This window comes from Leeuwenhoekiella sp. MAR_2009_132 (assembly GCF_000687915.1).
GTDB lineage: Bacteria > Bacteroidota > Bacteroidia > Flavobacteriales > Flavobacteriaceae > Leeuwenhoekiella.
Map to the genome: position 1 here is coordinate 1206590 of NZ_JHZY01000004.1, position 18718 is coordinate 1225307.

At 37.6% G+C, this 18718-nt stretch carries 19 protein-coding genes; 10 read left to right on the forward strand and 9 right to left on the reverse strand.

The window, feature by feature from the left end:
• Window positions 1-37 precede the first annotated feature (37 nt).
• A complete protein-coding gene (locus P164_RS13655) occupies window positions 38-481 on the forward strand; it encodes a cytochrome c oxidase assembly factor Coa1 family protein (protein WP_028376892.1) in 444 nt (147 codons plus the stop codon).
• On the opposite strand, the gene bioA is transcribed toward P164_RS13655, so the two are convergent.
• The 4 genes from bioA to P164_RS13675 form a co-directional block, all read right to left on the reverse strand.
• Window positions 478-1743 carry an adenosylmethionine--8-amino-7-oxononanoate transaminase gene (gene bioA / locus P164_RS13660; RefSeq protein ID WP_028376893.1) on the reverse strand — a complete coding sequence of 422 codons (1266 nt, stop codon included), beginning with the start codon at window positions 1741-1743 and terminating at the stop codon, window positions 478-480. The genes P164_RS13655 and bioA overlap by 4 nt on opposite strands.
• Window positions 1744-1814: 71 nt before the next feature.
• Entirely contained in the window at window positions 1815-2099 is a 285-nt protein-coding gene (locus P164_RS13665; RefSeq protein ID WP_028376894.1) for a GIY-YIG nuclease family protein, read from the reverse strand.
• 73 nt (window positions 2100-2172) lie between these two features.
• Entirely contained in the window at window positions 2173-2796 is a 624-nt protein-coding gene (gene bioD, locus P164_RS13670) for a dethiobiotin synthase (RefSeq protein ID WP_028376895.1), read from the reverse strand.
• A 26-nt stretch (window positions 2797-2822) separates the two neighbouring features.
• On the reverse strand, window positions 2823-4025 hold the full coding sequence (locus tag P164_RS13675; RefSeq protein ID WP_028376896.1) for an aminotransferase class I/II-fold pyridoxal phosphate-dependent enzyme: 1203 nt from the start codon (window positions 4023-4025) through the stop codon (window positions 2823-2825).
• A 236-nt stretch (window positions 4026-4261) separates the two neighbouring features.
• Here P164_RS13675 and P164_RS13680 point away from each other — a divergent pair, with 236 nt between their 5' ends.
• The 4 genes from P164_RS13680 (at window position 4262) to P164_RS13695 (ending at window position 7325) form a co-directional block, all read left to right on the forward strand.
• Window positions 4262-4777, forward strand: coding sequence for a DUF2975 domain-containing protein (locus tag P164_RS13680; RefSeq protein ID WP_028376897.1), 516 nt, complete (start codon window positions 4262-4264; stop codon window positions 4775-4777).
• A 10-nt stretch (window positions 4778-4787) separates the two neighbouring features.
• Complete coding sequence (locus P164_RS13685; protein ID WP_028376898.1) at window positions 4788-5258, forward strand: hypothetical protein; 471 nt, start codon at window positions 4788-4790, stop codon at window positions 5256-5258.
• 2 nt (window positions 5259-5260) lie between these two features.
• A complete protein-coding gene (locus P164_RS13690) occupies window positions 5261-5482 on the forward strand; it encodes a helix-turn-helix domain-containing protein (protein WP_028376899.1) in 222 nt (73 codons plus the stop codon).
• Between the two features lie 70 nt (window positions 5483-5552).
• Window positions 5553-7325 (forward strand): M61 family metallopeptidase, encoded by a 1773-nt coding sequence (locus P164_RS13695; RefSeq protein WP_028376900.1) that lies wholly within the window; start codon window positions 5553-5555, stop codon window positions 7323-7325.
• 103 nt (window positions 7326-7428) lie between these two features.
• Here the strand turns inward: P164_RS13695 and P164_RS13700 are convergent, their stop codons facing one another.
• The 5 genes from P164_RS13700 to P164_RS13720 form a co-directional block, all read right to left on the reverse strand.
• Window positions 7429-7707 (reverse strand): F0F1 ATP synthase subunit epsilon, encoded by a 279-nt coding sequence (locus P164_RS13700; RefSeq protein WP_028376901.1) that lies wholly within the window; start codon window positions 7705-7707, stop codon window positions 7429-7431.
• A gap of 72 nt (window positions 7708-7779) precedes the next feature.
• Window positions 7780-9288 carry a F0F1 ATP synthase subunit beta gene (atpD, locus tag P164_RS13705; RefSeq protein ID WP_028376902.1) on the reverse strand — a complete coding sequence of 503 codons (1509 nt, stop codon included), beginning with the start codon at window positions 9286-9288 and terminating at the stop codon, window positions 7780-7782.
• 240 nt (window positions 9289-9528) lie between these two features.
• A complete protein-coding gene (glmS, locus tag P164_RS13710) occupies window positions 9529-11379 on the reverse strand; it encodes a glutamine--fructose-6-phosphate transaminase (isomerizing) (RefSeq protein ID WP_028376903.1) in 1851 nt (616 codons plus the stop codon).
• Window positions 11380-11388: 9 nt separating this feature from the next.
• On the reverse strand, window positions 11389-13002 hold the full coding sequence (locus P164_RS13715; RefSeq protein WP_035899859.1) for a DUF4270 domain-containing protein: 1614 nt from the start codon (window positions 13000-13002) through the stop codon (window positions 11389-11391).
• A gap of 10 nt (window positions 13003-13012) precedes the next feature.
• The gene (locus P164_RS13720; protein WP_028376905.1) at window positions 13013-13822 is read right to left on the reverse strand and encodes a glycogen/starch synthase; all 810 of its coding nucleotides are present in this window, start codon (window positions 13820-13822) and stop codon (window positions 13013-13015) included.
• A gap of 107 nt (window positions 13823-13929) precedes the next feature.
• Between P164_RS13720 and panC the strand changes: the two genes are divergently transcribed.
• The 5 genes from panC to radA all read left to right on the forward strand — a co-directional run bounded on the left by panC (window position 13930) and on the right by radA (window position 18685).
• A complete protein-coding gene (gene panC / locus P164_RS13725; RefSeq protein WP_028376906.1) occupies window positions 13930-14778 on the forward strand; it encodes a pantoate--beta-alanine ligase in 849 nt (282 codons plus the stop codon).
• A 19-nt stretch (window positions 14779-14797) separates the two neighbouring features.
• The gene (gene panD / locus P164_RS13730; RefSeq protein ID WP_028376907.1) at window positions 14798-15148 is read left to right on the forward strand and encodes an aspartate 1-decarboxylase; all 351 of its coding nucleotides are present in this window, start codon (window positions 14798-14800) and stop codon (window positions 15146-15148) included.
• Between the two features lie 2 nt (window positions 15149-15150).
• Window positions 15151-16119 (forward strand): lysylphosphatidylglycerol synthase transmembrane domain-containing protein, encoded by a 969-nt coding sequence (locus P164_RS13735; protein WP_028376908.1) that lies wholly within the window; start codon window positions 15151-15153, stop codon window positions 16117-16119.
• 68 nt (window positions 16120-16187) lie between these two features.
• The gene (locus tag P164_RS13740; RefSeq protein WP_028376909.1) at window positions 16188-17324 is read left to right on the forward strand and encodes an alpha/beta hydrolase; all 1137 of its coding nucleotides are present in this window, start codon (window positions 16188-16190) and stop codon (window positions 17322-17324) included.
• Entirely contained in the window at window positions 17324-18685 is a 1362-nt protein-coding gene (radA, locus tag P164_RS13745; RefSeq protein WP_028376910.1) for a DNA repair protein RadA, read from the forward strand. The genes P164_RS13740 and radA overlap by 1 nt, the downstream gene beginning before the upstream one ends.
• Window positions 18686-18718: the final 33 nt, after the last annotated feature.

Genomic DNA, 18718 nt, shown 5'->3' on the forward strand with positions numbered 1-18718 from the left:
TACTTAGATTCGTAGAATCAATCAACTACAAAAATCAATGAACGAATTAGTAAAAGAAGAACGCAGCTGGTGGTCTCGCAACTGGAAATGGGTCGTACCCGTAGGTGGGTGTTTTACCATAATTATTGGCGGAATTCTTCTAATAGGAGGAGCAATCTTTGGCTTTGTTAATAAAGTACAAAATAGCAGCGGCGGTGACGAGGCTCTAGAAATTGTACAGAATAACCCTGCAGTAATTGAAGCCCTAGGAGAACCCATAGAGAAAAATGGCTTTGGCAGTTATAAAGTAAATTACAATAACGGCGATAAAACCGCAGAAGCATCATTCCCAATAAAAGGCCCTAAAGGAGAAGCTTTAGTAGAACTTAAATCTGCTGGCGAGGATGATGAAATACTCTATGAGATTTTTCAAGTAACTCTTGAAAATACTGGCGAGGTTATAAATCTAAATAAAAGTCAACTAAAAGCTGGAGATTACTAAAAAGTATCTAAAACCTTCCTGATCGCACTATACACTTTTTCCATTTGCTCCCGAGTAGTAATAAAGGGTGCTAGAATATAAATAGTAGCGCCAAGTGGTCGCAAATACACGCCTTCATTCATACACGCCTCATAGATGCGGTAGCGCAGGTTGCCGTAACGTTCCATCTCAATTGCTAATTCTAGAGCAAAAATCACACCTTGTTGTCGCGTAACACGTACTTTAGGATGGTCTTTTAATTCTTCAGCAAATTGCTGATGCCAACTCGTAATTTGTTTAATGTTTGCTTGAATTTCTTCCGACTGCAATAATTCTATCCCGGCAATTGCTGTGGCACATGCGATGGGATTAGCCGAATAGGTATGCGCGTGAAACAACCCTTTACTTATATCATCATCGTAAAAGGCATCGTAAATTTCCTGAGTACAGGTGGTTATCCCCATAGGAACCAAACCGGCGGTTAAAGCTTTTGACAAACACATCACATCGGGTTTAATGCTGATGTAGTCTGAAGCAAAAAAGCTTCCGGTTTTACCGAAGCCGGTCATGACCTCATCAGCCACGGTAATAATACCAAGGTCTTTACATTTTTTTAAAACAGGTTCCAAATGTTCAGGCTGATACATTTTCATCCCCGCAGCACCTTGCACTAAAGGCTCATAAATAAATCCGGCTAATGGAGTTTCCTTGTGAAAAGCATCTATGGCTTGAAGTACATTGTTGATATTTTCGCCATTAGGCAATGGAATGCGTTTTACATCAATAAAAAATTCTTCAAACGGACCATTGTAAACAGATAATCCGCTTACAGACATTGCACCCAGGGTATCCCCGTGAAAACCCTCTTGAAATGCCAAAAGTGTTTTGCGATCAGCACCTTTATTATGATGATACTGCAACGCCATTTTAATACCGATTTCTGTAGCAGTTGAGCCGTTGTCGTTAAACATCAATTTCGCCTGATTGCTAGGCAATATAGCCATCAATTTTTCAGAAAGAACTACTGCCGGCTCGTGTGTAAAACCACTAAAAATAATCTGATCGAGCTGCTGCATTTGTTTATAGGCGTGGTCGATAATAAAATCGTTGCAATGCCCGTACATGGCAGTATACCAGGAAGAAATTGCATCTACATATTCATTTCCGTCCTCATCATAAAGCAAAGCTCCTTTTGCCTTGACAATAGGTTTTGCTTCCGGATGTAGTTTATGCTGCGTTAGCGGATGCCAAATGTGTTTTTTATCGCGTTCAGTTAGATTCAAAATATTTCGCTTTTATTATTTAACGTCATGCTGAACTTGTTTCAGCATCACATTTCAATAAGATGATTTCCTTACTCAAAAATGTTCAATGTTTGAAGTGTTGGATTCTTCTCCTTAATTAAATTTAACTTCCAACTCTTCCTCCAGTTCTTTAATTGCTTTTCTCTTAAAATTGCTTGGTCAATGCTTGTGAACCCTTCAAAATAAATTAAATCACGTAGATTATATTTCGAAGTAAATTTAGATCCCTTGTTGTCTAGATGGTCTAAAATACGCCGATTTAGATCTGAAGTCAAACCAACATAAAAAGTTGTTCTATAAGAATTAGTTATAATATAAACATAACTATTTTGCATAGGTAAAAACTATAAAAAGTAAGACTTAATTCTAACTAGTTTTTGAGACCCTGAAACAAGTTCAGGGTGACGATTAACTCTTAAAATTATCTCTCAAAAGATCAGCATATTCTTTAACCACCATCTTATCAAAATAGGGCTCTTCATCAATACGGCCAATAATCTTAACGCCGCTCATTTTTGCAATTACAGCCTCTGTGGTGGGATGTTCAGCTCCGCTAAAAAGAATTCCGAAAATGGTTTTCCCGGCTTGTTTCAGTTTATCGATTGTGAGCAATGTATGATTGATGCTTCCTAAATAATGACGCGAAACTACGATTACTAAATCTTGCGGTTTAATTAAATCTAGAATCGTTTCGGTATCACTTATAGGAACCAAAAGACCTCCCGCTCCTTCAATGACCAGATTGTTTTTAGTTTCGGGTCGTTTTACCTCTGCAGAAATGATTTGAACACCATCAATCGCTGCTGCTGCATGCGGACTCATAGGCGTTTTTAAGCTGAAGGCATTTGGATGAAATTGCGTCTTGCTGTTTGAGATAAAGTCTTTGACTTTGTGCGTATCAGAATGTTCCAAATCTCCCGCCTGAATGGGCTTCCAATAATCTGCTTCTAAAGCCTCAGTTACAATCGCCGAAGCCAATGTTTTCCCTACTTCAGTTGAAATCCCGGTTATAAAAAAAGTTTGTTTTGCCATAATACTGCAAAGGTACTACCGCAAGCTTAATCTATAGAGAATGTATGTAAAGATTTTGCAAGCCGCTCAAGTACATTTTTAAGCTCTTGTTGTGTGTTGTAGCTGTGTAAACAAAACCGCAAGCGTTCCTGTCCTGCAGGTACTGTAGGCGAAAGAATCGCTTTAACCTCATAACCAGATTCTTTAAGCTGAAGCGAAATCATTTTGACGGTATCGTTACCAGGAATTACTGCAGATTGTATTGCCGAATCGCTCGGGATAAAATACGCTTGAAGGTTTTTATTTTTGACTTTATCCCGAAAGAACTGAATGTTATCATTGAGCTTTTTCACCTCATCGGAAAGCCCCTCTTCTACGCTCGGGGTGACATTTGTAAGCTGTTTATAAGATGCTAAGATGGTTGCTACACTATGCGGTGGCAAACCCGTGGTATAAATTAAACTTCGGGCAAAATTAATAAGATAACTTTTCAAATCTTCTGAACCTAAAACTGCTGCTCCGTGACAGCCCATCGCTTTACCAAAAGTCACCAACCTTGCAACTCGGTGCCCGAGAGCCAATTTATCAATCAATCCTGTATCAAAAACACCTAACGCATGTGCCTCGTCGACCACAAAATAAGCTCCGTACTTTTCACATAAATCAGTCATTGCTTTTAGATCTGGACTATCGCCATCCATAGAAAAAACCGATTCGGTTACTACGTAAATGACATGCACGTCATGCTGAACTTGTTTCAGCATCTTATCCTGTTTAGCTAGAAGCCGCTCAAAATCCTGTAAATCATTATGCTTAAACTTATACGCTTTTGCATGACTCATTTGGATACCGTCGCGTATACTGGCGTGAATGAATTCGTCATACAAAATCACATCGCCGCGTTGTGGCACACTGCTAAAAAAACCCACATTGGCATCGTAACCCGAATTGAAAATCAATGCTGCTTCAACCTGATGTGTTTTTGCAATAAACGCTTCTGCCAGATCGTAAATTTTATGATTGCCGGAAAGTAAACGCGAACCGGTTGCACCATTTTGTTGTAGGTTTTGTTCTTCTAAAATTTCGCTTGCGCGAAAGAAAATACTCTCGCTTTTTGAAAAACCCAAATAATCGTTAGATGAAAAATCGACATCCTTTCTCAGGCCCTCCAAAGTAGAAGAACCCAATTTGCGTAACGCATTAGCTGCGTTGCGTTGATCAAGTTTTGTCTGTAATTTTTTGGGAAGCATTGAGCAAAGATACGTCCTCATCTGACCTCTTCGAAACGCAGGAATGAAAAATATTTCTATTAAAATTATTGTTTTTCAATAATTAAACTATATTTGTTATCGTAAAACGATAATATTTAAAATTATGAAAACTAAAAATGTACTTTTTGTTATTGCCATTGTGGCCTTATTTATTGTAACGCTTATGGCCTTTTTTGCCGATAAGATAAGTATTGGTGTAACCCATATCTAGAAAAATGCACTTAAACAAACTCTTTAAATTGCTCATCGATCTGGCATTTTTTCTGATGATCCCCATTGTGGTCTTTTTTCCGGGAACTATTTTATATATCCTTATTTTCCCGGAACAGACCATTATTAATGTAAATATTCCGTTTATTGAAGATGGTTTTGGAGGAAAAGCGCTCGTATTTTTGATCCTCTTTTTTGCTTTATTTCTTCTATTCTTTACAGGTTTTTACCATTTAAGAAAGTTTGCCGGCTTGCTGCTTAAAAACAAGCTCTTCTCAAAAGAAGTTATTGTTCGGACTAAAAAAGCCGGACAGTTTTTTACGGCTTGCGCATTGGGTTCATTCATTTTTATAGGAATCTATTCCTTGCTTACGGTTAAGAATAAATTCAGTATCACTTTTGGAACTTCAAATTTCAACCTTCTTTTATTTCTTTTAATCGTAGGTGTACTGTTTTTACTACTTAGTGATGCGTTTGCAAGAGCGTTAAAACTGAAAGAAGAAAACGATTTAACTGTTTAAAACTATTGATATGAAAAAAATTAAAATCTTGTATTGGATCTTATTGGCAATCACTATCCTAATTTCAATATCTATAGTAACAGATTTTTTTTACTCTATAAATATGAAATCTACATTTGAAGTGGCAAATCAAAATACAATTCTGGGTTATTACACCCAATTTATTTACCCTGTCCTATTTACCGTTCTAATTCTAGGACTCGTTTACATTTTATTTGCATTGAAAGCTATAATTGTCTTTGGTGGTTTTAATTCTAGAAGCACTATGAACTTTAAGTATGCTGGCACGGCTATTGGCTTATACGGTTTTGGCTATCTCCTTTTTCAATTAAACTTCATCTATTCTATAGATGCTTCTAAGATCTTCACAAATAGTGTTTCAAGCATTTTTATAACGATCATAGGTTATGGGATATATAGTTTTTCTGAAATATTAAAAACAGGTGAACTTTTAAAACAAGAAAACGATTTAACCGTTTAGCTATGCCTATCATCATCAACTTAGACCAGGTATTGGCAGACCGCAATATGAAGAGTAAAGAGCTGGCGGAAATCGTAGGTATTACGGAGGCAAACCTTTCCATACTAAAGTCGGGTAAGGCGAAGGCGGTACGTTTTTCAACTTTAGAAGCCATTTGTGAAGCATTAGATTGTCAGCCTGGAGATATTCTAGCCTTTTCCTTACCTTATCCCTCCAAAGGATAGGAACAGAAATAGGCAGGTTTCTAGTATCCATTTGCATTTGTTTAATTATTTTTAATGCAAATAGTACTTTATGAAACTTTGGATTGCCTTCCTTCTTATAAGCCTTTCACTTCAGGCACAAACTAACACCTATACCATTTCTTTTGACAATGCCGTGCACCACGAGGCCGTGGTACAGGTTACCTTTCCACAGGTAAAATCTAAAACGCTGCGCGTACAAATGAGTAGGTCTTCACCAGGACGCTATGCCATTCACGAATTTGCCAAAAATGTCTACGGATTTAAAGCTACAAACGGGGCGGGCGAAACTTTAGAAATACATCGAAATGATCCCTACAGCTGGGAAATCACCAATACAGACGGGACTATAAATGTGGAATATATTCTTTTTGCCAATCGGGGAGGCGGCACGTATTCTCAAGTTGATGAAACCCATGCGCACCTTAATATGCCCGCTACATTTATGTACGCTGAATCATTACAGGAACGCCCTATAGAAATCACCTTTAATGCTCGTGAAGACTTAAACTGGAAAGTTGCAACACAACTAAAACTTAAAGAAGGTACTACCTACACGTCACCAAATCTGTACTATTTTATGGACAGCCCCACAGAAATAAGCGACTATAAACTGCGTGAATTTAAGGTAGACGGTCAGAATATAAGATTCGTTTTACACGATCCCGGAACCGAAGCTGAATTTGATGAATACTGGGATAAAGTTCAAAAAATTGTGTTGCAGGAACAAGCGGTTTTTGGGGAGTTGCCAAAATACGATTATGGCGAATATACGTTTTTAGCGTGTTATATGCCTAATGTTTCCGGTGACGGAATGGAACACCGCAACAGCACCATTCTTACTGATACTGAAACGCTTGCCAATGGTGGAATGAAGGGCAATATTGGCACCGTATCTCACGAATATTTTCACAGCTGGAATGTGGAGCGCATTCGCCCGGCGGACTTGGAACCGTTTCAGTTCGATAAAGCCAATATGAGCAACAATCTTTGGTTTGCCGAAGGGTTTACCAGCTACTACACAAATCTGATTTTAGAACGTGCAGGTGTTATTACAGCAGAAGAATATGTTGAAGGTCTTAATGGCACGTTTAATTATGTTTGGAACTCTCCTGCATTGCAGTATTTCAACCCCATTGAGATGAGCAATCAGGCGCCTTTTGTAGATGCCGCAACTTCGGTTGACCCTGTAAACCGTGAGAATATGTTTATTTCCTATTATTCCTACGGAAGTGTTTTAGGTCTGGCTTTGGATTTAAGCTTACGCGAAAAAGACTTAAACCTGGATGATTTTATGCAACTGATGTGGAATCGTTTCGGTAAAACTGAAGTGGCGTATACCGTTGCTGATATTGAAACTACACTGGTCGATTATGCCGGTGATACTTTCGCCCAAAACTTTTTTAGCAACTACATCTACAACAGTGAGATTCCTAATTATGCCGGATTATTTGAACAAGTAGGACTTAATCTTGAACAGGATGCTAACAAGCCGTATTTTGGCGCTTCGTTTAAAGAAACAGAAACTGGCTTAGAAATTACCAGAAACACATTTAAAGGGAGCCCGGCATATAAAGCCGATCTTGATAAAGGTGATCTTATAACATCTATAGATGAAACTCCTTTTACCAGTATAGAGAACTTCAACACCCTATTAGCATCTAAAAAAGTAGGAGACCATTTGAATATTGAATTTACTCGATTTGGTGATTTAAAGACTACAAAGGCAACACTTTCGGCAGACCCTACCTATTTTATAACTCTTAAACAAAAGGCTAAAAAAGAGGCTGTAATTGCACGCGAAGCGTGGTTAGCCAAGCAATAGTATAAAAATTTGAGTACTCTTTAAAACTCAATAAACGTAATCATAAAAAAAAGCGCTTAATCAACTAGATTAAGCGCTTTTGCATTATGTAGTTTAGCAGTGATTAATCTGCCAATACAATTACTTTATTATCTTTCATCTCTACAGTCCCTGAATTGATTGCAAGAACAAATTCTCCCGCCTCTTTTCCTACTGTAAAACGCTTTTTTGCTTTTTCTGAAAGTATAGCTCCTTTAACTTTAACTACTCCTTTTTCTAAAAGAGCAACTATAGGCGCGTGATTATCTAAAATCTGAAACCCGCCATCTACACCCGGAAGTGTTACTGACGTTGCTTCACCGCTATATAAAGTAGCCTCTGGACTTACAATTTCTAAATGCATATCTTCTAGTTTTCAGTTTACAGTTACAGTTTGCAGTTGTTAAACCGCTACCCGAAAACTGCCTACTTATTTTTATGCTTCAGAAAGCATTTTCTCTCCAGCTTCAATAGCCTCTTCAATAGTACCTTTAAGGTTAAAAGCTGCTTCCGGAAGGTGGTCTAATTCACCATCCATAATCATATTAAATCCTTTAATAGTTTCTTTAATATCAACTAAAACTCCTGGGATACCTGTAAACTGCTCTGCAACGTGGAACGGTTGAGATAAGAAACGTTGTACGCGACGTGCACGACCAACAGCTAATTTATCTTCTTCAGAAAGTTCTTCCATACCTAAGATGGCAATAATATCCTGAAGTTCTTTATAACGCTGTAATAACTCTTTTACATTCTGAGCACAGTTGTAATGCTCATCACCTAAGATAGCTGCAGATAAAATACGAGAAGTTGAATCTAATGGATCAACTGCAGGATAAATACCTAATTCTGCAATCTTACGAGAAAGTACTGTTGTAGCATCTAAGTGAGCAAAGGTTGTCGCCGGTGCAGGGTCTGTAAGGTCATCTGCAGGTACATATACTGCCTGTACAGATGTAATAGAACCTCTTTTTGTAGAAGTAATACGCTCTTGCATCGCACCCATCTCTGTTGCAAGTGTAGGCTGGTAACCTACCGCTGATGGCATACGTCCTAAAAGTGCAGATACTTCTGAACCTGCTTGAGTAAAACGGAAAATGTTATCTACGAAGAAAAGAACGTCTTTACCCTGACCTTCTCCTGCTCCATCACGGAAATATTCTGCAATGGTTAATCCTGAAAGTGCCACACGTGCACGCGCCCCTGGAGGCTCATTCATCTGACCAAATACGAAAGTAGCTTTAGAGCCTTTCATAGCTTCTTTATCTACTTTACTTAGATCCCAACCGCCTTCTTCCATAGAGTGCATAAAAGCATCACCGTATTTAATAATACCAGACTCTAACATCTCACGTAGTAAATCGTTACCCTCACGAGTACGCTCACCTACTCCGGCAAATACAGAAAGACCACCGTGACCTTTTGCAATATTGTTAATCAACTCTTGAATCAATACTGTTTTACCTACACCAGCACCTCCAAAAAGACCAATTTTACCACCTTTTGCGTAAGGTTCAATTAAGTCAATTACTTTAATACCTGTAAATAAAACTTCTGTAGAAGTTGATAAATCTTCAAATTTTGGTGCTTCACGGTGAATAGGAAGTCCTGCATTTCCAGATTTAGGAAGATTTCCTATACCGTCTATAGCATCACCTATCACATTAAATAATCTCCCATATATATCATCACCTATAGGCATTTGAATAGGAGCTCCTGTAGCAACTACATCTGTACCTCTGCTCAAACCATCTGCAGAATCCATAGCGATAGTTCTAACTGTGTTCTCACCTACGTGTGATTGCACCTCAAGTACCAGAAGACTTCCGTCTGCTCTAGTGATTTCTAATGAATCATAAATTTTTGGAAGATCTGCAATGCTTGCAAATTCCACATCTACAACAGGGCCGATAATTTGGGAAACTTTACCTGTAACGTTTGACATTCTTAACTATTTAATGTTTAGCAAAATATGTAGTTGAAAAAAATTAATAGTGCATAAAAACACCTACTTTTTTTCATCGTGCAAAGATAGTTTTTAATATTAAAAAAACTAATCCTCTTTAGTTGAATTTAATCTGTTGATTTTTTTTTAGCTGAAAAACATTTATAAACAACAAAAGCCTTCTTGTACAGGAAGGCTTTTGGTGTTTATCTAATAGGTCATAAAGACCAGTATATGAGTTTATTCAACCGTAACTGATTTTGCCAAATTACGAGGCTGATCAACATTTTTACCCAGCATCACTGCAATGTGATAGGATAATAATTGTAATGGTATTGTAGTTAAAAGCGGCGACATAGAATCCATTATCTCAGGAACTTCAATGACATAATCTGCGAGATCACGCACCGTAACATCTCCTTTTGTAACAATTCCTATAATTTTTCCTTTTCGGCTTTTTATTTCCTGAATATTACTTACGATTTTATCGTAGTGACCTCGGCGGGTTGCAATTACAACCACCGGCATTTGCTCATCTATTAAAGCTATTGGTCCATGCTTCATTTCTGCTGCTGGATAGCCTTCTGCGTGTATATATGAAATCTCTTTCAGTTTTAATGCGCCCTCTAAAGCAACCGGAAAGTTAAATCCACGACCTAAATATAAAAAGTTAGCTGCGTCTTTATACACTTCGGCAATTTTCTTTGCCTGCTCATTACTTTGCAGAGCTTCTTCCACTTTTTGAGGAACAAGGTTTAGCTCCTCTAAATGCATATGAAAATCTGAAGTTGAAATCTTACCTCTTGCTTTTGCAATTTTTAATCCTAACAACGTAAGAACTGTAATTTGCGTAGTAAATGCTTTTGTTGATGCAACTCCTATTTCGGGACCCGCGTGCGTATAGGCACCTGCGTGAGCTTCTCTGGATATTGACGAGCCAACGACATTACAAACACCAAAAACAAATGCCCCCTGCTCTTTTGCAAGTTTCATTGCAGCCATCGTGTCTGCTGTTTCTCCACTTTGAGAAATTGCAATAACGATGTCTCCTTTTTCTATTACAGGGTTACGGTATCTAAATTCTGAAGCATATTCTACTTCAACAGGAATACGTACTAATTCTTCAATTATATATTCTGCAACCAGACCAGCGTGCCACGAAGTTCCGCAGGCTAAAATGACGAGTCTTTTTGCATTAATAAACTTATCAATATGGTCATCTACTCCGGCCATTTTGATAATGCCTTCTTTAACACGCATACGACCCCTAAAGGTATCTCGTATTGCCTGCGGCTGTTCATAAATTTCTTTAAGCATAAAATGCTCGTAACCACCTTTCTCTATCTGTTCAAGATTAAGTTTTAATTCTTGAATATACGGGGCAGTAACCAAGGCATCGTCTTTAATGCTAAAGACCTTGATTTTCTTATCTAATCGCACCACCGCCATCTCGCCATCTTCAAGATACAGTGCATTTGTAGTATACTCTATAAAAGGAGAAGCGTCAGATGCAATGAAAAACTCACCTTCACCAATACCTATAGCTAGAGGACTTCCCAACCGTGCAACTACAATTTCATTTGGTTTTTTCTTATCAAAAACAGCGATGGCATAGGCACCTACTGTTTGATTTAGCGCAACCTGTACTGCTTTACCCAGTTTTAAACCCTGATTAATTTGTACATCTTCAATAAGGTTAACTAAAACTTCAGTATCTGTGTCAGATTTGAAAGTAAAACCCCGGTTGGTAAGCTCTTTTTTTATGGCATCATAATTTTCAATGATTCCATTGTGTATAATTACAAGATCTGCCGAATTTGAATAATGCGGATGCGAATTCACATCGTTAGGTACCCCGTGTGTTGCCCAGCGTGTATGACCTATACCTAAATTTCCTTTTGTATTAATTGAAGATTCGACCTTCTTTTTTAAATCGTCTACTTTGCCTTTTGTTTTACAAAGCTGTATAGATTCTCCATCATATATTGCAACACCAGCACTATCATATCCTCGGTACTCCAGACGCTGTAGACCTTTCATAATGATAGGGTAAGCCTCACGGTGCCCAATATAACCTACTATTCCGCACATATAATTTATTTAATTTCCTGCTTCAGAATAAAATATATTCAATTTTAATCGCTTCTCATCAGGCACTGAAGAATTACTTCCATAAAGAACTGTTCCCTTTTGAGAAACTACAGATGCGAAAGGAATTCTATTCGGGTAATCTGCAGATGTTTTATTATCTATTCTAGCCGTTCCTATAGCAGTAAGATTCTGACTTATCACAACACCCAATTTTGTGTTTGGACTATCGTTATCTGCGCTTAGAAGATTTTTAATATATTCTGTAATTCGTATTTTATAACTAATTCCTGCTCCTGATTCGGTTTTTGTTAAAGGCCCTAAGTGCGTTGTTCCTACAGCAGTAATTACTCCCTGACTCGTGATATTTGCATCTAGTGAAAAATCTACCAGAGGTTGGTTTGTTTCAAGATCGTATATATATATGCGCTCTGGCTCTGAAATTGCCGAAGTCGACAATGCACTAATAGTTGATTGATCTACAAAAAACTCAAGATTTGCTTCTCTTATAAGTCGGTTTTTTGCTCGAAGTTCAGCTAACTCTTCTGGTATACCATCATTATCTGTATCTGCTCCAAAAAGCTCTACAACAGCCATGCTTCCCTGACCACCTTTTAAAAATAGATTTGCATCCCCCTCAGTAGTATTAACAGTAGCCAACCTATCTGTCACAGAAGTCTTAAAGTTGTTCTCAAAGTTTACAACAGAATTACCCGAAAATCCTAAAGTGATACTTCCCGAAACACGAGCAGTTTCAGCTCCAGACTTATAATAAATTACGATTGAAGTGTTAGCTTTATCAAATACAAAATAATTACCTGTATTGCCTATAGGCTGTGCATCTAAATAAATTCCTCTAAAATAATTTCTAAAGGCATTACCATTAAAAAGAACATCTTGCCCCTCTTTAGAAAAAATTACATCTTGCCAGTATGCAGAGTTCGCACCTGTTGTAAGACCGTCTAATCTAAATCGTAATCTGGGAGAATTTGTGGTTGCCACAGGGTCCTGGTTTTCTGCGGTTGCTTCTGCCGGCACGGTTGTAATTACCGGAGCATTAGATGGTAAAACTTCTTTTTCAAATAGAAAATCACCGCGCACACCTGTAAAACCGGGTATGTCGTCAGAATAATAGATCGTAGCATCTTCAAAATCTGGCGGAGCATTATCTGTAAGCAAATAATTAGACCTGTAGGCAGTTAGCTTTATAGGGCTTGTACCTGATACCGAATCTAACGTATAAACTGTCTCACTTTCTTCGTTTACAGATTGTGTACTAAAATACGGCATTGTAAAAACTATAGAGTCTATAACCGGATTTGTACCATAAGTCCTGTTGTATGTTGTTAAACCTACCTGACTTAAAGTTGAAGCAGTGGTTGTCCCGTACAACGGATCATTGTAAAAACCTAAGATTCCTACATTTAAACCATTAGTCTGAACAGCATTCTTATTTACAAGTTGCTCGTTATAAGCAACAACATTATAGGCTTCTACACCCGAAGTAAAATTACTAGAATCTACTAAGCCATCTCCAATCTCCAAAAAATCATCTTCACAAGAGGCAGCAATAAAAAGAAGCATTAGTATTCCTAATGTTCTTACCAACAAAGCATTTAATTTCATTCGTTTTTTTTTAATCTAAAACCTTAGTCGTGTAGAATTCCTCATACGCCTGAGCAAACTCTTCCTTTTTCTTATAGGGTAATACCGGTATTTTGGTCACATTTAAATAGCTGGAAAGCTCTTCATCTAAATCTGACGAACCTATAATTGCAGCATCAGAATTTTTAATCGCTACTTTCATCAAGTTTGAATAAGTAGGCTCCTCTAATTCTGCAATCTCACCTTTGTCTATGCCGTCAAAAGCTATTTTATCTATTAATTGCATATTAAGCGTATCGTCAAAGCCTTTATTGTAAACAGAAGTAACTATTTTACTTTGTTTAAAAAGTGGCTCACTCGCATAATATTTCTTTAAATAAAGTGGCAATAAAGATGCCAACCATCCATGAACGTGGATAATATCTGGTGCCCAATTCAATTTTTTTACAGTTTCTACAACTCCTTTTGCAAAAAAGATAGCACGCTCGTCATTATCTGCAAATAAGTTTCCGTCTTCATCTGTAAAAGTCGCTTTACGCTTAAAATACTCTTCGTTATCTATAAAGTAAACCTGAATACGCTCTTTAGGTATTGAAGCAACTTTAATAATAAGAGGCATGTCAAAGTCATTAATAACTAAGTTCATACCAGAAAGACGTATTACTTCATGTAATTGATGACGTCTTTCGTTGATATTTCCGTATCGAGGCATAAAAATTCTAATCTGACCTCCCTTACTATTAACCATTTGAGGTACCTCAAAAGACATAGATGCAATCTCTGTCTCTGGCAAATAAGGTATAACTTCAGATGATACGTACAATATCCTCTTATTTTTCATATGTGTGCTTCTAAGTTTCTATTAAGGCTAAAAAACACGCAAAATTACGAAAATTTATGCAGATTGCCAGTAATATAGTAATTTTGCCGCCTGTTAAATTAATCCCCATGCACGTATTCACTAATAGACCAGAAATTTCTAACGCTGTTGCAAAGCATAAAGAAAATGGTTCAAAAATAGGTTTTGTCCCCACTATGGGAGCATTGCATAGGGGGCATGCCAGTCTCTTTAATTTTGCTTTACAAAAATGTGATGTAGTGGTGGTTAGTATTTTTGTAAACCCCACGCAATTCAATAACAGTCAGGACTTAGAGACCTACCCAAGAGACCTTCAGGCAGACCTTGAACTCCTTGAAAACATCAACCCAAACCTTATTGTTTTTGCTCCAAATACTACAACGATTTACGGCACTAAAATTGAATCTATAGATTATAATTTTGACGGGCTAGATACCGTAATGGAAGGTGCTTTTAGACCCGGTCATTTTGAAGGCGTAGCTACTGTATTAAAGTATCTTTTTGAGATTGTACAGCCTCATTTTGCCTTTTTTGGTGAAAAAGACTACCAGCAACTACAAATCGTAAATAAACTTGTTGCCCTAGAAAAACTTCCTGTTGAAATCATAGGTTGCCCAATTAGCCGTCATGATGATGGTCTTGCGGAAAGCTCTCGCAACATGAGATTAACGCATAATCACAGAGAGATTGCTCCCTTTATATATAGCACGTTACTGAAAGCAAAAGAACTTTTTGACGACAAAGGAATTGAAGAAATACATCATTTTGTGACAAATGCTTTTGCAGAAAGCGCGCTATTGAAACTAGAATATTTTGAAATCGCAAATGCACGTACTTTAGAACATACTGTAGCTAAAAAAGCAAACGAATCGTACAGAGCTTTCATCGCTGTTTTTGCAGGAGATGTTCGCCTTATTGACAATATCGCCCTAAATTAAAAACCCTTATTTTTACATCATGTTAGTTAACGTTGTAAAGTCTAAAATACACCGCGTAAAAGTTACCGGAGCAGAACTTCATTACATTGGAAGCATCACTATAGATGAAGATCTTATGGATGCTGCCGGAGTTATAGAAGGAGAGCGCTTACAAATTGTAAACGTTACTAATGGAGAACGTTTAGAAACTTACGCAATTCCCGGCCCTAGAAGTAGCGGTGAAATCACACTCAACGGCGCCGCAGCACGCAAGGTTGCAAAAGGTGATATTCTCATTTTAATCGCCTATGCTTTTATGGAACTTGAGGAAGCCAAAGCATTTAAACCTTCTTTAGTATTCCCTAATGAAGAAACAAATTTGCTTAAATAACCTTGAATAAAAAGCAACTTATAAAACTTCTTAAAGTTTTAATTCCTCTTGGTTTAGGGATCTTTCTCATATATTATTCTTTAATTTCAGCTACTCCAGAGGAGCGAGCCACGCTATGGGAAAATATTAAAAAAGCAGACCCCATTTATATTTTAATTTCTTTGATATTTGGCTTTTTAAGCCATTTTTCAAGAGCTTATCGCTGGCAATATTTATTAGAACCTATGGGCTACAAACCCAACCTTTCTAACAGATTTATGGCGGTAATGGCTGCTTATCTTGCAAATTTAGGCATTCCTAGAAGTGGTGAACTGTTAAGAGGAGCACTTTTAACCACTTATGAAGACATTCCTTTCGAGAAAGGCTTCGGCACTATAATATCAGAACGAATTGCAGATTTTGTAATGCTTTTACTGGTTGTTGCTATTGCCATTTTTCTGCAAACAGATTTACTGCTTACCTATCTAAAAGATCAAAATATTAATCCATTATATACTGTAGCGTTTCTATTTGTTGTAGTTGGTGGTATCTATATAGGTTTTAGAATAGTTAAAAACTCAAAGTCCGGATTTTTCTTAAAAATCAAAAAATTTATGTTCGGCCTTTTAGAGGGCATGCGCAGTATCCTGCATATGAAACATAAAACTGCATTTATCGCACATACATTGTTCATCTGGATCATGTATGTTATGATGTTTTGGATTGTAAAATTTACGATTCCAGAAATTGCTACGGCTTCATCAGGCATCATACTGGCTGCATTTGTTATTGGTTCGTTTTCTATCTCTGTAACAAACGGAGGCATCGGAGTGTATCCTATAACTATAGGCGCCCTTTTTGTTTTTTTTGGTTTTAGTAAAGAAGGTGGTGAAGCTTTTGGCTGGATTATATGGGGCTCACAAACACTTTTAGTAATTGTCTTAGGAGCACTCTCATTTATTTTATTACCGGTATTAAATCGAAATAAGTAATCACGACCGCATTGAGGTAGCATAGCCATTTTATGGTTAAATTCACGTATCCAAAAAATCTACCTACCATGAAAAAGACACTACTCTTACTTTTGCTGTTTAGCAGCTTTCTGAATGCACAGGTTTTGTACGAAACCGTTCCTTCAACAAATCTTAGCGAAAGCAGACAAGTAAAAATACAGCTACCCCGTAATTACGAGACTATTAAAGACAAAAATTACCCGGTAATCGTAGTACTCGATGCAGATTATCTTTTTGAACCTGTCGCTGGCAATGTTGATTATTACAGTTATTGGGAAGATATGCCTCAAGCCATTGTAGTAGGCGTCATGCAACCTAATCGTATGTTCGATACCCAGTATGATGACGGCAACTTTTTACCCACAGAACAAGGCGCTTCATTCTTTAATTTTATTGGCCAGGATCTTTTCCCCTGGTTGGGCAAAAAATACCGCTTGGCACCTTTCAATTTAATAGTAGGTCACGATGCGACTGCAGGTTTTGCAAACTATTACCTGATGAAAAATCCGCCATTATTTAATGCCTATATTTCCTTAAGTCCAGATCTGGCACCACAAATGACTGAACGCCTAACCGATATTCTTCAGAAAACTGAAAATAAAATATTTTACTATCAGGCAACAGGAACTGAAGATATTGAAGCACTTCGAGAATCTACACAGGTACTTCATATTGCACTTCAAAATATAGAAAACACTAATCTTAAGTATTATTTTGACGATTTTGAGAACGCAACACATTACACGCTGGCAGGCAAAGCAATACCCAGTGCACTAGAACAGATTTTTTCTGTGTACAGACCTATCACAAAAAAAGAGTTTCAGGAAGATATTCTTACCGCAGAATCTCCGTTTAATTATCTAACTGAAAAATATGAGATTATTGAAAATCTATTCGGTATCAAAGATAAAATACGCATCAATGACTTTATTGCCATTGCAGCGGCTCTAGAGAAAAAAGCAGATTGGGATGGTTTTGAAAACCTGGGCAAACTTGCCCGAAAAGAATACCCCGAGACTGTTTTGGGGGCCTACTATTTGGGCCGGTCTTATGAAGGGAATGGAGATACAAAAAAAGCAATGCGTACCTATGAGAGCGCATTGGTATTAAAAAGCGCAGGCGATGTAGATAAAGATATTTTAATGGCCCGTGCTCAACGTATAAAAGATGATTTCGGATATTAATGGCAAAAACTAAAACAACCTTTTTCTGTCAAAATTGTGGTGCTCAATTTGCAAAATGGCAAGGACAATGCACTTCCTGTAAAGAATGGAATACAATTGCTGAAGAAGTAATACAAAAAGCAGAAAAATCGAGCTGGAAAGTTGAGACTCCAACAACAAAACGGGTCGCAAAACCCCAACGTATTCAGGAGATTGATACCACAGCCGAAGCACGCTTAAATACAAAAAACAACGAACTCAATCGTGTTTTAGGAGGCGGACTCGTACCTGGATCTTTAACGCTTTTAGGTGGTGAACCGGGTATAGGAAAAAGCACTTTAATGCTGCAAATCGCATTAATGCTTCCCTATAAAACACTCTATGTTTCTGGAGAAGAAAGCGCTCAGCAAATTAAAATGCGGGCAGAACGCATAAACCCTAATGCTGAAAATTGCCTGATCCTAACGGAAACGAAAACCCAGAACATTTTTAAACAGATTGAAGCTGTAGAGCCCGATATTGTTATCATAGATTCAATACAAACACTGCATACAGATTATGTAGAAAGTGGCGCCGGTAGCATTTCTCAAATTCGGGAAACCACCACAGAGTTAATAAAATTTGCTAAAGAAACAGCAACTCCGGTGATCTTAATAGGCCATATTACCAAAGATGGAAATATTGCAGGTCCTAAAATTCTGGAACATATGGTTGACACCGTATTACAATTTGAAGGCGATCGCAATCACGTTTATCGAATATTAAGAGCTCATAAAAACCGCTTTGGATCTACAAACGAACTTGGTATTTACGAGATGCAAGGCAGCGGCTTGCGTGAAGTTTCTAACCCTTCTGAAATTTTAATTTCAAAAAACGATGAAGAATTAAGCGGAACTGCAATAGCTGCCACCTTAGAAGGGATGCGCCCGCTAATGATAGAAATACAGGCTTTAGTAAGTACAGCCGTTTACGGCACGCCGCAGCGAAGCGCAACTGGCTATAATGCTAAACGATTGAATATGATTCTTGCTGTTCTTGAAAAACGCGCTGGGTTTAGACTTGGCGCGAAAGATGTATTTTTAAATATTACAGGCGGCATTAGTGTTGATGATACGGCAATTGACCTTGCGGTAGTCGCTGCTATATTATCGAGTAATGAAGACATTGCAGTCGCAAAAGATATTTGTTTTGCAGCAGAAGTAGGTCTTGCAGGAGAAATACGCCCGGTTACACGCGTAGAACAGCGTATTCTTGAAGCCGAGAAGTTAGGCTTTAGCGCTATAATGGTTTCTAAATATTGTAAAATACCGAATGAAAATTATGGTATTACTATAGTTAAAGTTGCTAAGATGAATGATGTTGTGGAGTGGTTGTTTGGATAATCTGATACTTACAACAAGTTTAGATCAATCCGA